13 protein-coding genes and 1 tRNA gene are annotated in these 19450 nt (G+C 49.4%); 3 read left to right on the top strand and 11 right to left on the bottom strand.

Features of this window, described 5'->3' with window-relative positions; all coding sequences use genetic code 11:
- Positions 1–229: 229 nt before the first annotated feature.
- From FHS60_RS02920 to nhaD, 4 genes are all read right to left on the bottom strand, one after another.
- The gene (locus tag FHS60_RS02920) at positions 230–646 is read right to left on the bottom strand and encodes a hypothetical protein (protein ID WP_009347574.1); all 417 of its coding nucleotides are present in this window, start codon (positions 644–646) and stop codon (positions 230–232) included.
- A gap of 224 nt (positions 647–870) precedes the next feature.
- Complete coding sequence (locus FHS60_RS02915; protein ID WP_009347575.1) at positions 871–1146, bottom strand: putative quinol monooxygenase; 276 nt, start codon at positions 1144–1146, stop codon at positions 871–873.
- 80 nt (positions 1147–1226) lie between these two features.
- Complete coding sequence (locus FHS60_RS02910; protein ID WP_183694747.1) at positions 1227–1859, bottom strand: porin family protein; 633 nt, start codon at positions 1857–1859, stop codon at positions 1227–1229.
- A gap of 17 nt (positions 1860–1876) precedes the next feature.
- Positions 1877–3238 (bottom strand): sodium:proton antiporter NhaD, encoded by a 1362-nt coding sequence (gene nhaD / locus FHS60_RS02905; protein WP_183694744.1) that lies wholly within the window; start codon positions 3236–3238, stop codon positions 1877–1879.
- A gap of 125 nt (positions 3239–3363) precedes the next feature.
- Here nhaD and FHS60_RS02900 point away from each other — a divergent pair.
- Positions 3364–3438 (top strand) — tRNA-Arg (locus FHS60_RS02900).
- Between the two features lie 644 nt (positions 3439–4082).
- On the opposite strand, the gene FHS60_RS02895 is transcribed toward FHS60_RS02900, so the two are convergent.
- From FHS60_RS02895 to FHS60_RS02875, 5 genes are all read right to left on the bottom strand, one after another.
- Complete coding sequence (locus FHS60_RS02895; protein ID WP_183694741.1) at positions 4083–5117, bottom strand: endonuclease/exonuclease/phosphatase family protein; 1035 nt, start codon at positions 5115–5117, stop codon at positions 4083–4085.
- Positions 5118–5186: 69 nt separating this feature from the next.
- Positions 5187–6503 (bottom strand): DUF5689 domain-containing protein, encoded by a 1317-nt coding sequence (locus FHS60_RS02890; protein WP_183694738.1) that lies wholly within the window; start codon positions 6501–6503, stop codon positions 5187–5189.
- A gap of 31 nt (positions 6504–6534) precedes the next feature.
- A complete protein-coding gene (locus FHS60_RS02885; RefSeq protein ID WP_183694735.1) occupies positions 6535–9084 on the bottom strand; it encodes a TonB-dependent receptor in 2550 nt (849 codons plus the stop codon).
- 11 nt (positions 9085–9095) lie between these two features.
- Entirely contained in the window at positions 9096–10493 is a 1398-nt protein-coding gene (locus FHS60_RS02880; protein ID WP_009347581.1) for a fimbrillin family protein, read from the bottom strand.
- A gap of 33 nt (positions 10494–10526) precedes the next feature.
- Positions 10527–12140, bottom strand: a complete 1614-nt coding sequence (locus FHS60_RS02875) for a DNA/RNA non-specific endonuclease (RefSeq protein ID WP_183694732.1) — start codon at positions 12138–12140, stop codon at positions 10527–10529.
- Between the two features lie 743 nt (positions 12141–12883).
- Between FHS60_RS02875 and FHS60_RS02870 the strand changes: the two genes are divergently transcribed.
- A complete protein-coding gene (locus FHS60_RS02870) occupies positions 12884–14065 on the top strand; it encodes an FprA family A-type flavoprotein (protein ID WP_183694729.1) in 1182 nt (393 codons plus the stop codon).
- A 135-nt stretch (positions 14066–14200) separates the two neighbouring features.
- On the opposite strand, the gene polA is transcribed toward FHS60_RS02870, so the two are convergent.
- On the bottom strand, positions 14201–16966 hold the full coding sequence (gene polA / locus FHS60_RS02865; RefSeq protein ID WP_183694726.1) for a DNA polymerase I: 2766 nt from the start codon (positions 16964–16966) through the stop codon (positions 14201–14203).
- Positions 16967–17197: 231 nt separating this feature from the next.
- On the opposite strand from polA, the gene FHS60_RS02860 reads away from it, so the two are divergent.
- Positions 17198–18172: a polyprenyl synthetase family protein gene (locus FHS60_RS02860; protein WP_183694722.1), complete on the top strand. Its 975-nt coding sequence runs from the start codon at positions 17198–17200 to the stop codon at positions 18170–18172.
- Positions 18173–18510: 338 nt separating this feature from the next.
- Here the strand turns inward: FHS60_RS02860 and deoC are convergent, their stop codons facing one another.
- Positions 18511–19443: a deoxyribose-phosphate aldolase gene (deoC, locus tag FHS60_RS02855; RefSeq protein WP_183694719.1), complete on the bottom strand. Its 933-nt coding sequence runs from the start codon at positions 19441–19443 to the stop codon at positions 18511–18513.
- Between the last annotated feature and the right edge of the window lie 7 nt (positions 19444–19450).

Below are 19450 nucleotides of genomic sequence, written 5' to 3'. Positions count from 1 at the left end.
TTGCTTTTTCCTTTTCTTTTATAGAGGTTTTTGTGCTTTTCCCCTTTGTGTATATATGTGTCATAGCATCTGTTTTTGTAGGGAAAGGGGCTGTTGTTAGATACTACTTATCGCCTTGCTGATAGTGTACTGCGGTGACTCTATCTCTTTGGGCAAAAAGCGAGGGAGGCCCACATGCTGCGCAGCAGCTCTGTTGTGGCCTCCCTTTTAATAGTTCTTGAAGGAAATCTTACTGATTTACAAAACGTATTTTCTTATTCATTGTTTCCAGACGAGCCTTCATCTTTGCAATCTTCTTTTCCATTTTGCGCAATTTCTTTTGGCTCTTGGCGATCTTCTTATTGATTGCTTTTGCTTCTTTGAGAGCCTTAACAACCTTCTTGGTATCTTTCACGGTGCTTGAAGCATCTGAAGTATTAAATTCGGTTGTTATAGTATTTGCCGAAGCATTGATAGAGGAAGCTTTGGCGCTTATTTCAGCATAATGAGCCTGTTCTTTTTCATAATCGAGCTGTAGTTTATTCAACTTAGCTGTTAGTGCTAAGACCTTTTGTTTTTGTTTCAGATCTTCTACTTTTGTTGCAGTCTGTCCAAAGGCAGTCATGGTTGAGAGTACCATGATGCAGAATAATAAGATTTTTTTCATACCTATAATGGGTTTAATTTGCGCTGCAAAAATAGTAGCTACCAGAATAATAAGCAAATCCTTATTGTATTTTTAAGAAAAAAGTTGTAATAATGCAAATACAAGGTTGCAGAAAGCATGTATTGGCCAAAATGATAAAGAGAGTGAACTCTCTGCGGAGTCCACTCTCTGGTGTCTTAATCTCGGTCGGCGTTACATTTTGAATACCGTTCGAGGGGTGGTACTTAGAACTCGAATTGCTCTATTTTCAGCATGCCAGCTGCCTCCAGCTGACCCACATATTCCTTGAAGTGAGGAGTTTGCATATGTGCTTCGAGCGCAGCTTTGTCTTTCCATGTTTCGCAAATCAGAAAGATTTCGCCACGTGTGGCACTTTCGAAGCAATCATAAGACACTACGCCCTCATCCTGCTGCGATTCAGCAACAAGAGCAATGGCAGCTTCGAGGGCTTCGTTGTATTTACCCTCATTAGCCTTGAAAAAACAGTTTACTCGTATCATATTTTGTCATGTAATAGGCGCGGAGCTTTGCTGCCACTCTGAAGCGGTGACGGCAAGCCTCTTAGCCTGCGTTGTTATTATCAGAAGAGATAGGCCACTCGAACTGAGAAAGTGTTGGTGTGGAAGTTATAGTCAGAAGCACTAACTTCGTGACCCGTAACAACCTTAATCGGGTGGGCATATTTGGACAACATGAGGTTGTAGTTGAGGCCTGCTTCGAGATGCTTGAGGACTTTCACGCCTGCACCGAAGTTCCAGCTCACGTTCATCTTCTTGCGCTCGAACGTGCTACTCAGAACATTGCTTTCGGGCGTAGTGATGCTCTTCCAAGTCCAGTCCTTGTTGCCGATGTTAAAGCCCAGCTGAGGGCCTGTTGCAACATACACGCTGGCAAGACTGCCTAAACCGAAAGTGTAGCGCGCATTTACCGGTATTTCGATCGAACGGAAAGTTTTGCTATAATTGTCATCCAGATTCATGCGAAGTTGACTATAAACGACAGCTGCATCGCCGCCGAAACCCAGTACGCTGAAGTTCACCTTCGGACCGAAGTACCAACCGTAGCGATTGGATGAGTCGAAGTTTTTGTTGAACTTATTAAAGTTTACCTTGCTCATATTCATGCCTGTCATCACACCAAATTCGATGCCGGCCTTGGCGGGTGCTGCTACCATGAGGAGGAGCAGGAGGAGCGAAAAGATACTTTTTTTCATAACACTATTGTTTTAAGTTAGTTGACAAAGATGTAAGTGCGTTCAATCCAGTATTCGAGTATTCCCGCAAGGTAGCCCACGAAGGCAATCCAGGTGATGTTCTTCAGATACCAGCCAAAGCTGATTTTCTCAAGTCCCATGACGATGACACCAGCTGCCGAGCCGATGATGAGCATCGAACCGCCCACGCCGGCGCAGTAGGCCAGAAGTTGCCAGAAGATGCCGTCCACGGCCATATCTCCACTTGGCGCGATGGGGTACATGTGCATGCAGCCGGCCACGAGAGGCACGTTGTCCACAATCGAACTGATCACGCCGATAACGCCCGTCACCAGGTAGTGGTTGTTGCCGCTCACGTCGTTAAGCCATAGGCCCAGTCCCTCCAATACGCCCACTTCTTGCAAGCAGCTAACGGCCATCAAGATACCGAGGAAGAAGAGGATAGTGGCGAAGTCGATCTTCGTGAGCAACTTAGTCACGCGTTTCTTCATGTTGTCGTGGATTTCGTGTTTCGAACGGTAGAACATCTCCGTTGTGAACCACAGCAAGCTCAATACGAGCAAAATACCCATATAGGGAGGGAGATCGGTCAGATAGCGGAACACGGGAACAAACATAAGTCCGCCCACGCCCAAGAAGAACACAATCATGCGCTCTCTGCGGCTAAAATCGAGCGCATCAGAAGGTGATGCACTTTCAGGTTGCGCCAATTCGCCTTTCAGGCTGAACTGCAAGATGAGAGCAGGGACAATCATCGACGTGAGTGAGCAGATGAAGATTTCCTTCATAACACCAGCTGTGGTGATGTAGTTGCCCACCCAGAGCATGATAGTGGTGACATCGCCGATAGGGGAGAAGGCGCCACCCGAATTGGCTGCAATGATGATGAGCGAAGCGTAAATCAAACGGTCCTTTGGATCGTTGACCAGTTTGCGTAATACCATCACCATTACAATGCTCGTGGTCAGATTGTCGAGTATGGCACTCAGCACAAAAGTCATCAGAGCGATGCGCCAGAGTAGTTTGTGTTTAGAACGCGTACTGAGCGTGTCGCGCACAAAGTTGAAACCGCCGTTGGTATCAACGATTTCCACAATGGTCATAGCACCCATCAAGAAAAAGAGCGTTTCGCTCGTTTCGCCAAGATGTTCTTTCAGTAGGTTGCCCATAGCTGCTGTGGCGCTGCCTGCTTCTTTCAAGAAGTCGAGCCCGTGGAAACCACTGATAAACGTTTCGGGAGCGAGAGAGAAGAGTGTCCAGCAGAGCACACACATGAGGAGTGCGAGGGCTGCCTTATTCACTTTGAGCGAGCTTTCGAGGGCGATACCGAGATAGCCCAGTACGAAAGTGATAACAATGACAAGTGTCAGAGTTGACATACTGTAAATGCGTTTAGATGGTTTATAATATGATTTTTGCGGGGGCAAAGAAAAGAAAAAAAAAGCATTACCACAAATATTATAATTGAAATTCCTTAACTTCGCGCTCGAAACACAAAAGCTCTGCCTTCATAGTTCAATGGATAGAACAAATCTCTCCTAAAGATTAGATCTGAGTTCGATTCTCAGTGGGGGTACCACGCGTAGCGACCAGCCATCGAGCATCTCCTGCTTCCGGCTGGTCGCTTTCTTTGTTCTTTGTCAATACAATTCTTATTTCCCGCCTCTGAGAATGGCTCGAAACTGCGCGTTCAATGGAAAGAGCGAAAAAGATTCCCTTCCTGTGCGCGTTTTTCCTTATTGTATTTGTCAGCACAATAAGGCTGTCGGCTGACATCCTTATTGCGTCCGCCGACACAATAAGGAGACTAACGAGGAGGATAGGGGAGAGTTTTATCGAAATCGGTCGAAAAAATGCGAAAATCCCTCGAAATCTCCGTTTTCCGCAGGATTTTGGCCAATTTTTCCTTTCTCGAAAGAGAAAAAATACCGCAGAGATTTTGGCAGAAAGCACAACTCAAAGAATTTCTCCATCTTTTAGAAGAAAAGCTCCTGTCAATTTTTCAGGAGGTTTTAGGTATTCTCGGACAAGTCGGACTGGTCGGACTGGTCCGAGATTCTATCGGACAAGTCGGAGATTCTGTTGAGAGAGCTGCTTATCGGGGCAATCCGACCAGTCGGACGAGTCAGACCAGTCCGACTGGTCGGACCAGTTCAAGAGTTTCTCACCCAACAAAAAAGCACCCACGTTGGCGGGTGCTTTTGATCTTCTGGAGGAAACCTCTTATTTCAGTTCCTTCATGTAGTAGGTAATGGTGGGGAAGTGGTCCGCAAAGCCGTTCTGCCAGCGAGTGCCGTCGAACGAACGCAGCGGGTAGCCTTTCTTCTTACCTGTGGGCGTAATCATATAGGAGGGGTTGAACACCTGAGCCTTCCAGAACTTCAGCGAAGAGTAGTCTTTACCGATGAAGTTGCCCGAAATGATTTGCTGGTCGTAGAGTCCCCAAACATCCTGATAGCAGAGTGTGCCGATACCTTTATCGAAGAGCGGCCAAGTAGCATTGAAGTAACCGTCCGTAGGCGTTTCCTTCTGCGTGCGCTTGGCACCAAACACCTCGGCGCAGCTCTTGTCATCGGGATTGTCGTTGAGGTCGCCCACTGCAATAACTTTGGCCATCGGATTAGCCTTGCGAATGCTGTCGGCAATAGCCAACATTTGGCGGGCAGCATTGGCGCGGAGAGGCACTGATACAGCTGCTCCACCATACTTCGAGGGCCAGTGGCCAACGAGAATACTTACTGGTTCGCCAGCTAAGATGCCGTCCACTTCCAGAATATCGCGCGTGTGGCTCACACGGCCTTCGCGCATCGTGTGATGGGCATTGCTGCCAGTAAGACGGAACAAGCGAGGATTGTAAAGCAGACCCGTGTCGATACCTCGATGGTCGGGGCTATCATAATGCACTACTTTCAGGCCCATCGCCTTCACTGGATCGGTGTTACAAAGATCCTCGAGAACACGTGTGTTCTCCACCTCGGCCACCCCTATGAGGGCGGGGCCTCCGGGGCAGTGTTCGCGCGCCATCTCTCCGATGACCTTGGCGATGTTGTGGAGCTTCTGCTGGTATTTCTCAGGTGTCCATTGATAGGGCCCTGTTGGCAGAAAATCGTTATCGCCTGGATTGTTGGGGTCGTCCTCTGTGTCGAAGAGGTTCTCAAGATTGTAGAAGGCAACGGAGTAGATGCCGTAGCGCTTCTGTGCCGTGATGCTCGTTGCCGTAAAGAGGGCGAGGAGTATGAACAGAATTTTCCGTGTCATAAACTATATAGTGTTAAGCTCCTCAGTCCTACCGCGTGGGGCAGACTGAGGAGCTGTAAGCATAATTGATTATTTCGCACCAGAAACTTTTACATTCTTCAGCTCCCATGTACCTACGCCATTGGGCGAGCTCTTGTAGACAAAGGCAAGCTGAATCTTCTGGCCTTTATATGCCGTGAGATCTACAGTGGCTGTGACATAATCCCAGCCAGTTGGGAACTTGTCGATAGTGGCTTTGGTCCATGTGCCATTCGCATCTTTCACCATCAGAATAGCTTCATCAGCAACATTACCAAAGTACTTACCTGCGTGGTCAAAAGTGAGCTGCGCGTTCTGGTAGCCCGTCAAGTCAATGACAGGAGAGATGAGCCAGCTTTCCACTGTATGCTTGTTGTTGGGATCATAAGCTGTAGCTTTCATGCCAAACTTGTCGCTCCACTGCCAAACGTTGCTAACGGCAGGATCTTTAACCTTGTCTTCGATCGTGAACTGGCCTTGGCTCTGTGCAAAGGTTTCGGTGAACGCTGTTGTCTCAGTGCCGGCTGGCTGGGTGCCACCGCCACCGCCGGAAGAATCAGGAACGATGCCATCGAATCCATAAACATTCTTGATGTTGCTTATTGTGACTTGCCATGCACCATTGAAGCGGCCCAGGATAGCCACTACAACGCCTGTTCCAACAGGGAGCTTCGTGGCTGCAAAGTCGGCAAAGTTAGACGTGCGCACAACAATGGTGTTGCCCTTGGCGTCTACCAGATTGCGAGAGCCGTAGCCGTTAGCCTCAGCATAGTTGACCTTGCCGCCATCTGCGAAGTGTACACCCGTCAGACGCACAAGCGTGAACTTGTTAGCATCGGCTGCTTCGGAGAGTTTGGAGAAATCAGAGAAATCCTTGATGTTGATGAGGCTTTCATCGGCCCAGCGATTTTTGAAAACGTGCTTCTTGAAGGCTTCATAAGGCGTGCGGAAGAGATAGCCTTTGGGGTGACCCAGCTGCTGCTCATCGCCGTAAACGCTTACGCAAAGGCCCTTGAGCGATACATATACTTCCTGTCCGGCAGCATAGTCGGTGTAAACGCTGCTTTGGTCTACGAGGAAGCTGATGCCGCCTGTTTCGTCCTGCAGCAGGATCTGCTTGTAGACGTTGCCAGAACGGTCGTCCGCGCTCACGCGTGCTTTCAGCCAGAGACTATCTGTGATGGTCACGGGAGCGTCTTTGGTGGCAGCCTTCGTAAGGGTGCGCAATTCTGCAATAGTGACGGTCTTGGCGTCAGCGGGCAGAGTGTATGTCGGCTCAGTGAGAGGGGGGAGCTCATAGTCTTTGTCGCAGGACGCAAAGGCGAAGAGCATTGCCGAGAGGCACAAAAGTTTGCTAATAAGTTTCATATTCTTTTGTTGTTTTATTGTTGTTACTGATTTAGAACTTGTAGCTCACGTTGAAGAAGCAGTTGAAGCCTTGCATGTAGAAGTACTTGTTGGCGAAGAGGGAGGGCTTTGTCAGGTTGATACGTCCCTGCTCGAATCCGCCAGTCTTCACGTCTTTCTTGTTGAAGATGTTGTTGAACGAGAGGTTCACGTTGATCGATTTAGACCGACCCACATAAATCATCTTACCGATAGAGAGATCTAAAGTGCAGCCACCGTCGAACATTTCCTGATGTGTGAATTGGCGGTAGGCATCATAGTATTGATTATTAGGCGTCACTGCGGGCGTATTTGCCTGCGAGTTACCATTGTAACGAGAGGAAACGCGGCGTGCGGGGCTTGCGCTGATGAAGTTGCGCCCAAACATATTGATATTTGCGCCGAGGAACCAATAATTGATGAAGTAGCGTGCACCGATAGTTCCTGCCAACTGAGGAACACCTCCCACCATGACGTGGCGCATATAGACCTTTTCGGTCTCAGATACGGCGTAGTCGGAAAGACTCTTACCGTTGTCGGTGGAGAACTGGCCTTCTGGATTGTTAGCATAGTAGTACTGAGAAACAGTTCCTGCTGCGCTCAGCGTCCAATGGTCGTCGAGTTTGTAAGATGCAGCAGCTTCCACGCCGCGGTGTACTTTGTGGACGCCCGTAAGTACTTGGTTGACCATCGTAACCCCATCGTAGTAGTAGGTGGAACGTTCTGTCAGGTCGAAGAAGCTTGTGTTGAACACGCTAATACGGCCCTGTACTTTCGCCGTTGAGAAAAGATAGCTGGCATCAATATGGAAGATACGGCTACTCTTGAGACCTTGTGGCGTTTCATCGCTGTAGCGAGCAGAGATATAAGCGTCGTTGGCCAGAGGAGCCACGGTTCCGTACATTGTATTGACCTGGAAGAGGTGACGTCCGTTGAGTTTGTAAGTCAGACCACCTTTCAGCATGATATCAGTAAAGTTGTGACGAACACCTACGCCGTAGGAATTGTTAGCATGGTGGCCGTTCTGCATTTTACCATCGCGGAAGAAATCCGTATAAGTCAGCTGAACGCCATAATAAGCATCCCAGTGGCCTTTTGAATACTGGTTGTTGATCCAACCGCGAAGGCTGTTGACATGAAGTTTGAAGTCGTAGTCGATAATACCGCCTTCGTAAACACGACGGTTCGGGTGGCGGAGGTCCTTCTGACGCTGGTCGTTATCACCAGGATAGTCCGTGTCGGAGTACTTATCGATGTCGAGCACATAGTTTGCGCCGAGCAGGTCGTCCACTTTCACAAATTGATGGCTCACGGTGTTTCGGCCGAGCAAGCCCGCCGTCAGTTTGTTGTGCTTAGTGAGTTGAGCAGTGAGAGTAGCATTGAGCGTAGTCTCATAAAGGTCGCTGCGGCGCTCATTCACTAAATAAATAGCCTGTCCGTTTCCGTTCATCACGTTCTGGCGGTTGGCTGCAATCATGTGGTCCCAATTCACTTGCGTAAAGCTTGTGTCGCCGCTTCTCCATAGTTGATCGTAGTACGCCGCTGCTTCTGTATTGCCGTTGGCGGCGAAGTAAGAAGGAAGATAGCGGTAGTAGTCGGGACGAGGATCGGCTCCGTCAAACCAGTTGAGGGCTGTGTTGCCGTACTTCCCAAAGTGGAAGCTCAAGCCAGTATTGAGTGTGACTTTGTCGGACAGCTTGCCTTCGTAGCTAAGTATGGCCGTGGGGTCGATTGCCTTAACAACTTTCGCGTTGCGCTTCTTTCCGTTCTGGTAGCCCCAGTTTGCGTTGTAGAGGTTGTTACCTGTGAGGTCGTACACCTCTTGCAGAGAACCGCTTTGCTGGCCACGAACCACGGGCGAACCCATTGTGGTGAAGTTGAAACGGTGGCGACCGCCGGCCAACTGCTTCTCAATGAGCAGCGCATAGGAAACGTTGCGATAGAAAGTTCCTTGTATATTTCCTTCGCCCGAATAGCGTCCGCCGATGAGTCCTGTCACGGCCCAGCCGTTGTCCATCATGCCGGTGGACAGTTGGGCCATACCGCGCCAGTAGTAGTTGCGGTTGGTGAACGAAGCTGTAGCTTGGCCACCTCTGCCAAAGTCGCCAGCGCGCATCAGGATGTTGTTCGCGCCGCCGATAGTTCCGAAGGTGAACGCTCCAGGCATAGAGTTATTTGTCTGGTCTCCATGGCGCGTCAGGATATTCATCGCACCGATTGAAGCGTAGTTGAACACGCCTCGGAGCTGATCATTGAACGGCATACCATTGATATATGTCTCTTCATAGATGTTGCTGTAGCCTCTGTTGCGGAAGCGCATGGGCGAGAGCTGGTAAGCCGCTGTGTTGAGGTAGATGTCGTGCGCGGTGAGCACTGTAGTGTTGATGTCCTGTGAGGCATCGTTGGAGCCGTCCTCTCCATCAGCGTCGAAGACACTCGCGTCGACCACTCCCACTAAGGATAGGTCTTCCTGAGTGGTGGAGTCTGCTTTCTCCGCAGGTTTCTGTGCGTAGATAAGACACGGGAAAAGCAGTGCGCCAATAAGGATTTTCCGTCTGTTCATAATATCTTTTTTTATTTTATTCCAACAAATTTAATCTTTGCTAAGCGGAGTCCCTTCGTGTTGGCGTTTGCCGAGCTGAGGAAGTGTAGCTCTGAATTTGCGCTTGCAGAAGTGATGGGGAGTTCGATAGAGAAGGAGGTGAAAGTGTTCTTGTCATCGGGATTCTTCACTATCTGTGATGGTGTGGCAAAAGCTTGACCGTTGAACGTTCCCGTCATGGCCGCGAGATCCATCTGATCTCCCGCGTTGTAGAGGTTAGCATTGAGTTCGTAGGTCAGTATTAACTTTTTATAGCCTTGTGTGTCGAATCCGCTGATGCTGAAGTCGGAATCCTTACCACTGGGGAACCAAATGACATTTGTATTGCTGTGGTTACGCAGTGAGAGGGTGTTGTTGACATCCTTAAAGGTGAGCGTTGGATTAGACCACGCGGTGAAGCTGCTCACAAGCGGCCATCTTCCGTCGACTTTCTTCAGGGCTGCTGTACCAAAGTTCTCTTCAAACAGGACCGTTCCTTTCTCGAATTGTACGTCTGTGTTGGGCGTTGGAGTAGCCACAGTGGTGCCTGGGTTCTCTGTCCAGACGCCCGAGACGATGGTGTCGGTAGTGATGTCGCTTGCCGTCACCTTTACGGGTAAGACATAGGTCTTGCCAGCAAGGAAAGCTTCTTTGTAGATAAGGAACTCCTTTGTCATACCATTTATAGCAACAGCTATCTTGCTGTTTGTGGTCGACATGGGAATGACAGTGGCTTCTGCACGGTTTCCAGTGACAGGCATCGTAATGTCGGCCGTCTTTGAAACACTCGTGAAGTTGCCTTTCCCTAAGTTGTATGTGCCTTCAACAGCAGCATTTGTCAGCGTAGCCGACATATTGTTGAGCGTCACGCCGTTGTCGGTCGTTGCCACTACAAATACTTTGGCAAGCTTGTTCTCAAAGCCAAGTTTTAGGTCGGTGTTCAGACCGCTACAGTTAGTAGCATTGGCCGATTGGATCAGGTAGAGCTTCGATTGATCCTGCTGATCGGTGAGCGACACTGTGAAAGTGCCCGTTGTAGCCGATGCGTTGTAGGGTGCATAAGCAACGAAGTCTACTTTTGAGCCATCTATTGGGAAATGGATGGTAGTGTTTGTGTTGGCCGAAGTCATCTTTCCACGGTCGGAAAGTTGGTATTCGCGGTTGCACGAACTTGCTTCGGAGAGTTTGCTACCCGCTGCTTTCATAAATACGCCAGCGGAGATACCTGTGGGCCAGGAATCGGCCTTACCGATAGAGGAGCCTCCACTCACGTAGGCAGTAAAGTTAGGCTCAGTGCCGTAACCCCAATCGCTATGATCCTCCACTTCCGTGCAGGAAGCCAGAGTCAGAGCCATTGCACCTGTTGTCAGGATAAAGGTCTTTAATCTCATTTTTGTAGATATTTAGTTTATAATTTTATTGTCTTATTGCCATTTTCCGACATCATAGGTCAGTTTGTACTGCTGTCGGATGCTGGGGAAGAATGTGAAGCCTGTGAGCTCTTCCAGCTCGCTCACGCTGAGCGCGAAGTCCATATAGTTGGCCGAATAGTAGCTCACGGAAGTTCCCGCACTTGTAGTGCCGCGGTTGCCTTGGTCAAACTTGAAGGCAATCGTGTAGGCCGCTCCCGTTGAGCGATCAATGCGGCAGAGGGCTTTGAAGTAGTATTTGGGCACGGCAATATTTTTGCCGCTATTGTCGCGAACGTAAGTCACGGAGCTGCTACTCGTAGTGGTGGGCATAGCCCCCGTAACGACGTATAACGTATCGATGTTCGACGACCAACCGCGGACCGCGCTTTCCAATCGCGCCCATACCTGTCCGTTCAAAGCACCTGCTTGCGGCGTCATATTGGAGTAGTAGAACGTTTGCTTATTGGCTTCTTCCGTCACATAGCGGTCGGCGCTCGGTATCTGGTGGCCGCGCTGATAGCGCTCTATTGCGTTCTTCATCGTGGGCTGTTGTTCCGTTGAGAGCAAGGGGTCGTAGTCCCAAGCATCCGTACGCCCCGTGTTGCGCTGCGTATAGAAAGTGCAGAGCGGATAAGCCACCCAATAGGCCATCTTGAGATCCGTGTCGTAGAGCATAGCATAGTTGCGATAGTTCTGGCCATTGCGGGCGAAGAAATGCTCTATGTAGCGCAGGCTCACATTGCTGCTCTGTTGGGAAGTGATGAGAGGCGTTTCCGTCCAGTGCTGCTTGCCCGGTACAACGGTGGTGGTAGAGCCTAAACCCGAGATGGTGACGTTTTGCTGCAAGGCGTTGTCGCTGTTCACTGTCACGCTGGGCGATAGCGTCACTTCGCGCACCAGCCCATTGGCAGCTGTGAAGCGCACCTTTAGGGCTTGCAGTTGCTGGGGCAGGACATAGGCCGTGGCCGTACGGGTGAATTTGCTGCCCGTCATGGTCATGGGGATAGTGCCGTTGCGTGGAGCTGTAACCGTCATCGTGTTGTTGCGAAGGTCGAAAGTGCCGCTTGTGGGCACATCGAAGAGTGTGGCAGTTAGGCCACTGATGTCGCCGCCGTCAGTGGAGTTGATGGTGAGCGTCACCTTGCCCAGCGCGCGTTTGAAGCGCAGCGTGGGTTGCTTGGTGTTTGTGCGCGCCACGAGATTGTTAGAGGCGAGCAGGTTGAGCCACGGATTGTCCGTTTGCTGGCTCACATCCACGCTGATTTGGTAGCTCCGCAGTGTGTCGCTAAAGGGCGCGTAGGCTATGAAGTCGACGGCCGACCCATCTTGCGGATATGTCAGCGGGCGCGTGGTATGTGTGAAAATGCCGTTGCCGATGGTTTGATACGGAATGTTGGAAAAACCATCAACCATACTGCTTTCCGAGAGCGTTTGTCCGCTCTTTTTCTCGAATATTCCAATCTTGCTGTTCTGTGCCCAAGTCAGGCTGCTTGTGTTGCCTGCATATTCGGAGTTGAAGCTAAGCGCACCGGTGGTTACATCGGCTACATTTTCCGATGGAGAGCACCCTGCAATCAGCATTCCAGCAGCGAGCAAAAGAAGCAAACCTATATGTCTTATTTTCATCCTTAAGTCAGAAAAACAATTAGTAATCAGTGTAAAGGGATTCAAAGGTAAGGGATTTTTTGGAATATCCACCTATCAAAAGTCATTAAAAAGCTTTCTTATAGGTGAGATTTAACACTTCGACATGCCAATTCTGCTATTCTTCATTTCCTCTTTTCTTGTTTTTCTTCCTTCTTCTGTGGTTCGGCAGGCTTGTATTTTGTAAACAGAATTCGCAGTCTACGGCCCTGAGAATGGCTTGAAATCCATCTTGCCTCCCGCCGGCCCGAAATACGCCATTCTCAGCGCGTAGACTTCCTTATTGTGTGCGTGGATATCCTTATTGCGTCAGCTGACATCCTTATTGCGTCAGCTGACATCCTTATTGCGTCGGCTGGCATCCTTATAGTGTCAGCTGACATCCTTATTCTACCGGCGGATATCCTTATGAAAGGAGAGATTTTGTGGGCTTTGGCGATGTGCGAAATAGGCTGTATGGCTCATTTTCTGAGAGTTGGCGAAGCATGGAGTTGAGTTGTTCTGCATTTCCTTTAAGCTGCTACCTCGTTCTCGGTATCTTGCCGTTACTATCTTGTTGCATACTTGTTTTCTTTGTATCTTTGCACTCCGTAAGAAAGAGACGGAAAACGAACCAAAGAGGGTGGGGGACGACAAAAATAGTATGTTGTTGATTCACAGTTTGTTGCGAATCTATAAAACCTTCTTTCTGGTAAAAAGATATACGATAGAAATTATCCAAAGATATGCAACTCACAGATAAGATTTACTATGTCGGTGTGAACGACCGCACAAAACATCGCTTTGAAGGCCAGTGGCATTTGCCGCAAGGCGTGTCCTATAATAGCTATTTAGTTGTCGACGAGAAAGTTGCCCTCATAGATACCGTTGAGGCTGACTTCTTCCTCGAGTTCCTTGATAAGCTGCACGCTGTCCTTGGCGACCGTAAGATCGACTACCTTGTCATCAATCACATGGAACCAGACCATAGCGGCTCCATTAGTCTTCTTAGAAAGTATTACCCCGATGTCAAATTAGTGGGCAATAAAAAGACGTTCGGCATGGTGGAAGGTTTCTACGGCGAACCGACGGCCGACGATGTGGAAGTGACCGACGGCTCGGAATTGAGCTTGGGCAGCACAACGCTCCAGTTCCATCTCGTGCCGATGTTGCATTGGCCCGAAACCATGGTAAGCTATCTGAAAGAAGACAAGGTGCTGTTCTCTGGCGATGTATTCGGCTGCTTCGGTGCGCTGAATGGAAACATCGTCGATCGCGATATGGACACTGAATCCTACCTTCCCGAAATGGAGCGCTACTATGCTGCTATCCTGGGAAAATATGGCGCGCAAGTGCTGGCAGGACTCAAGAAACTGGCGCCTCTGGAGATAGAGATGATTTGCTCTACTCACGGCCCGGTTTGGACAGAGCATATCTCCACTATCATTGAGCTGTACCGCCGTCTGGGGGCTGGCGAGACCGAAGAAGGTATCGTGGTGGCTTATGGGTCTATGTATGGCAATACGCAGCGCGTGGCCGAGGCGATTGCAGAAGGAGCTGCAGAAGCAGGTGTGCGCAAGATTGTGGTGCACAATCTAAGTGTGTCACAGCCTTCCTACGTTCTCCGCGACATTTTCCGCTACAAAGGTTTGGCCATTGGCGGACCTACTTACAACGGCGAGCTTTTCCCCGTTGTCAACGATATGATGGAGCGCCTCTGCGGCCGTAAGGTCAGCAATCATGTACTGGCGGCTTTCGGCGGTTTCTCTTGGGCTGGTCAGGCCGTTAAGATTCTGGAGAAATACAACGAACGTATGAAAATGGAGATGGTGGATGCGCCGGTGGAATGGAAGCAGGGCGCCAACCCCGACGTATTGGAACGCGCACGTGAATTGGGCCGCCGTTTGGCAGCTGCTGTTAAGGCATAAACGAACTATTTCTATATAATAACAACTGCCACCTGTTGAGGTTTCCCTCATAGGTGGCAGTTGCTTTTATAGGCAAAGCGCGGAAGGGGAGTACAGGGCAAACCAGCAACATCCTTCCGCGCTTCGTTGTGTCTGTTAGTGGGCTTCGAGCCAATTCTTGCCCTCACCGCAATCTGCCTCGAGGGGAACGCTCATCTTATAAGCTCCTTGCATTTCTTCAATGACGATGCGCTTCACCTTATCGAACTCATCAGCAGGAACGCTGAAGTTCAATTCGTCATGCACCTGCAACATCATGCGTGCCTTGCAGCCTTCAGCATCTAAGCGCTGCTGCACGCGAATCATAGCAATTTTGATGATATCTGCCGCCGTCCCTTGGATGGGTGCATTCACGGCATTTCGCTCCGCGTAGCCGCGCACCACGGCATTGCGGCTGTTGATGTCGGGGAGGTAGCGGCGACGGCCGAACTCAGTCTCGATGTAGCCTTTCTCCCGCGCAGTGTCCACGGCCTTTGAGATATAGTCCTTTATCTTCGGATACATCTCAAAATAGGAGTCGATGAGTTCCTTGGCTTCCGTACGAGAGACATCCATACGTTCAGCCAAACCGAAAGCACTAATACCGTAGATGATACCAAAATTAGCCGTTTTGGCCTTCCGGCGTTCGTCCTTGCTGATGTCCTTAATGTCCTTGTGGAAGATACGGGCTGCCGTGGCAGCATGTACGTCATGGCCAGCATTGAAAGCCTCAATCATGTGCTCATCTCCACTCAAATGAGCCATAATTCTAAGCTCTATCTGGGAGTAGTCGGCAGAGAAAAAGATTTCTCCCGCCTCGGGGATAAAGGCCTTACGAATTTCGCGACCATCTTCGCCGCGCACAGGGATATTCTGCAAGTTCGGATTGGAAGAACTGAGGCGTCCCGTGGCCGTAACGGCCTGATTGAAAGAGGTATGGATGTGTCCTGTGGCCGGATTGATGAGTTTGGGAAGAGCTTCAACGTAGGTGGAAAGAAGCTTCTTGAGTCCGCGATAATCCAGTATCTTCTGCACGATAGGATGCTTCGAGTGGAGATCGCGCAGCACCTCCTCACTGGTGGAATACTGCCCGCTCTTGGTTTTCTTGACCTTTTCGGAGAGTTTTAGTTCGCCGAAAAGCACTTCTCCCACTTGTCGCGGAGAGTTAATAGTGAACTCGTGTCCTGCCAGTTCGTAGATGTCTTTTTCTAAAGTCTGGAGACGCGCCGTAAAGTCATTTTCCACTTCCTTCAAGGTCTCGGTGTCGAGCACAACCCCGTTGCGCTCCATTCGCGCTAAGACGGGCATCAGCGGCATCTCTATGTTCTGGAACACTTCCTCAACGCCGTTTTTGCGCAACTCTTCCGCCAGTGGTTTCATCAAGCGTAGCGTTACGTCGGCGTCCTCGCAGGCGTATTTATAAATATCCTTCGGCTCGAGGTCGCCCATATTTTTCTGACCGCGTCCTTTAGGGCCAATCAGTTCTTCAATGTGGATGGTTTTATAGTTGAGGTATATCTCAGCCAGATAATCCATATTGTGGCGAAGTTCTGGCTGTATGAGATAGTGAGCCAGCATCGTGTCGAAAAGAGGGCCGGAGAGATGAATGCCATAATTGGCCAGCACCGTGAGGTCATACTTGAGATTTTGTCCGACTTTCAAAATTTTCGGGTTCTCATACACCGGGCGGAAAATTTCAAGGATTTTTTTAGCTTTCTCTGTTTCACGTGAAACGGGAACGTACCAAGCGCGAAAATCCTCTGTTGAAAAGCTCAATCCCACTAATTTGGCGTCCAATGCCTCTATGGAAGTGGTCTCCGTGTCTAGACTGAAAAATTCATTTGTCAATAAAAAATCGGCTAATTCCTTTGCTTCCGTTTCATTATCAACTAGTTTGTATTCGTAAGATAGGTTTTCTAATCGCGAAAAGAGGCGTTCAGAATCATCTCCTTTATCTTCGGTCGATTCTGAGCCAAAGAGAGAGAGCTCAACGGGAGCAGATTTTGAGGATTTTTGAGGTCCGTCGAGTTTTGTGAGGAAAGAGCGAAATTCGAGCTCAGTGAAAATTTGTCGCAAAGCCTCTTTGTCCGGCTCTTCTATTTTGAATTGTTCAAAGTCGTATTGGAGTGGTACGTCGGTCTTGATTGTTGTCAGGACTTTCGAGAGTTTAATTTCGTCGACATGTTCTTCTATTTTCTTTCTTACTGCTCCCTTCAGTTCAGAACTATGTGTGATGATGTCCTCGCAAGATCCGAATTGCTGGAGTAGGGTGGTGGCTGTTTTTGGGCCAACGCCAGGGCAGCCCGGTATGTTGTCGGCAGCATCGCCCATGAGTGCGAGATAGTCGATGACTTGTAGTGGCGACTGCAAGCCATATTTCTCACACACCTCTTGAGGGCCAAGAATTTCCCAAGGAACATTGCCGTGGCCAGGGCGTTGCATCAGCAGGTTGGGTTCTACAAGTTGGGCATAGTCCTTATCGGGCGTAATCATGCGTACCTCGTAGCCCTTGCGAACTGCGGCTTTCGCCATCGTTCCGATAACGTCATCGGCTTCGAAACCAGGCACTTCCAAGATGGGAATACGGTAGGCCTTGATGAGCTCCTTGATGATGGGGACGGCCATTTTGATGTCCTCTGGCGTGGCCTCACGCTGCGCCTTATATTCGGGGAAGAGTTCGTGGCGGAATGTCTGCCCCGAGGGGTCGAAGCCGATGGCCAAGAGGTCGGGTTGCTCCTTTTGCAACACCTCGTTGAGGGTGCTCACGAATCCGAATATGGCACTCGTATTTTGTCCTTTGGAATTGATACGCGGACTACGGATGAGCCCATAGTAGGCGCGATAGATCAGCGCGTAAGCGTCGAGGAGATAGAATTTCTTCATTGCTGTGCTTTGTTTGTTGCAAATATAGCAATTTCGGCCTTACTCTCCTCTCTTTCCACCTGCTTAAATCACTCCTCCCTCTCTGCTTTGTGGGTCTCCTTATCGGCTTTTTGTTTCGTTTTCTTTGGCATAAAAAGTTCTTAATTTAAAGTATCCGTTCCGATTGCAGATATAATTTAGTTCGCAATCACGATTAAATTCGTATTTTTGCGATTCAAAACGTGCATACTAATGGACCAATTATCACTTATCCGCAAACCGATTGAAAACGAGCTAAAGGAATATAAAGCCTTATTTGATAGCTGTTTCACTCACGAGGACGAATATCTCAACTCTGCCTTGCAGTATGTCGGCAGTAGGCAGGGAAAGATGATGCGCCCCATTCTCGTTTTGCTTGTAGCCCGCGAATTTGGTCCTATTTGCGAAGCCACGCTCCGTTCGGCTGTAGCTCTTGAGTTGCTACACACTTCCAGTTTGATTCACGATGATGTTGTTGACGAAAGCGGTAAACGCCGCGGACACGCCAGTATGAATGCCGCCTATGGCAACAAAGTGGCAGTGCTCGTGGGCGACTATATCCTGGCAGTTACGCTTCATCAGGCTGCGCTGACAAAGGATGTGCGTATCGTGGATCTTATTGCTCTCTTGGGCGGAACGCTCTCTGAGGGAGAAGTGCGCCAGTTGGCCAATATCCGTAGCGAGGTGAGCACCGAAGAGGCTTATTTTCATATCATTCAGCGCAAGACGGCGGCTCTCTTCACGGCTTGTGCGCGCCTGGGAGCTTTGAGTGCTGGAGCACCCGAACCGCTTGCTGAGAAAATCTCCAAATTTGCTGAAATCGTGGGCGTTTGTTTCCAAATTCGCGACGATATTTTCGACTATTACGAGGATTCTAACATCGGGAAACCTACGGGGAATGACATGGCCGAAGGGAAGCTCACACTACCGGCTATTTATGCTGTTAATCACACCGAGCGTCAAGATGTTCGCGATTGGGCCGCAAAGGTGAAGGCGGGGACTGCCACGCGCGAAGAAATATCCGAACTGGTGGAATATACCAAACAAGCTGGCGGCATCGACTATGCGCGGAACACTATGGAGCGTCTGCACACAGAGGCCTTAGGCATATTGGAGCTTTTCCAAAACACCGAGGTTCGCGAAGCCCTTCTGCGCTATCTCGACTTTACGATAGGTCGCAATTTATAAGTTATTTCTTGACTTTTTATAGGACTTGTGAGGCGGCGAAAAAGCTTTGTCACAGCCTTGCTCAATCGTCCTCTGCAATACTCTTATTCCCTCCAAAAATACAATAAGGATGTCAGCCGACATCCTTATTGTATGAACTGACATCCTTATTGCGTCAGCTGACACAATAAGGATATTTTTCCCCATCTTTAAGGTGTTGAAATATAGCCTTTTGCAATGTGTGTTTTTCCTTGTTTTGCTGTGTGGTGACAGGCTTTGATTCTCGCAAAAATAAAGTATCCGCAACATCTGAAAGGAGATGCTGCGGATACTTTTTAGGTTATAATTTTGACAGAGGTTTAGAATTTCTCGAATTCTTCACCCGTGACTGCCGTCAATAGGCGTGATGCCAGAGAGCTGGTTCCGATGCGGAAAAGGCCGGCCTTTATCCATTCTTCGCCTAAAATCTCGCGAACGATGGTATAGTATAGAACTGCATCTTGGGGGGTAGAAACGCCGCCAGAAGCCTTAAAACCGACCATGCGGCCTGTTTCATTGTTGTATTCCTTAATGGCCTGACACATGACGTAAGCTGCCTCGGGAGTTGCCGATACGGGAGTCTTCCCCGTGCTGGTCTTGATGAGGTCTGCACCTGCGTACATGGACAGGATACTTGCGCGCTTGATGTTGGCAGCTGTTTTGAGCTCGCCGGTCTCAAGGATAACCTTCAGAGGCACTTCTCCGCAAACGGCTTTGATTTCTTCAATCTCATCGGCACAAGTCTCGTAGTCGCCTTGAAGGAAGGGACCGACAGAGAGCACCATGTCGCACTCCTCTGCGCCGTCTTTGATGGCGAGGGCTGTCTCGGAGGTTTTGATTTCTATAAACGTTTGTGAGGAAGGGAAACCACCTACAACGCAGGCAGCTTTAGTGCCTTCCACTTCGAGGCTCTTGGACACGATGTCCATAAAGCGAGGATAGGTGACGAGTGCAGAGAAGGAGGGGAGATCGGGGTGATTTTCGGCCACTTTATTATACTTCTCCACCATGGCTAGTACACTCTCGTCGGAGTCGTTGCAGGTGAGCGTGGTTAGCTCAATGGTGCTCAACAAATAGCGGAGCACTTCTGGCGTGTTGTACTGAGCTGATTTCTCCTCGAGGAGCTTCTTTACGGCGGCTTTCACCGTGTCGTCGTTGAGCTGTAGGTCGTATTTCTGAAACGCCTGTTCATACTTGCTCATACTTGAAGTTTGGCTTGCATCTTTCTGAATGTGCAAATCTTTTTCAGCCATATTCATT

Origin of the sequence: Alloprevotella rava, from assembly GCF_014195585.1 — a bacterium.
Taxonomy (GTDB): domain Bacteria; phylum Bacteroidota; class Bacteroidia; order Bacteroidales; family Bacteroidaceae; genus Alloprevotella; species Alloprevotella rava.
The sequence above is the reverse complement of the archived record's forward strand: the minus strand, read 5'-3'. Positions and strand labels throughout refer to the sequence as shown.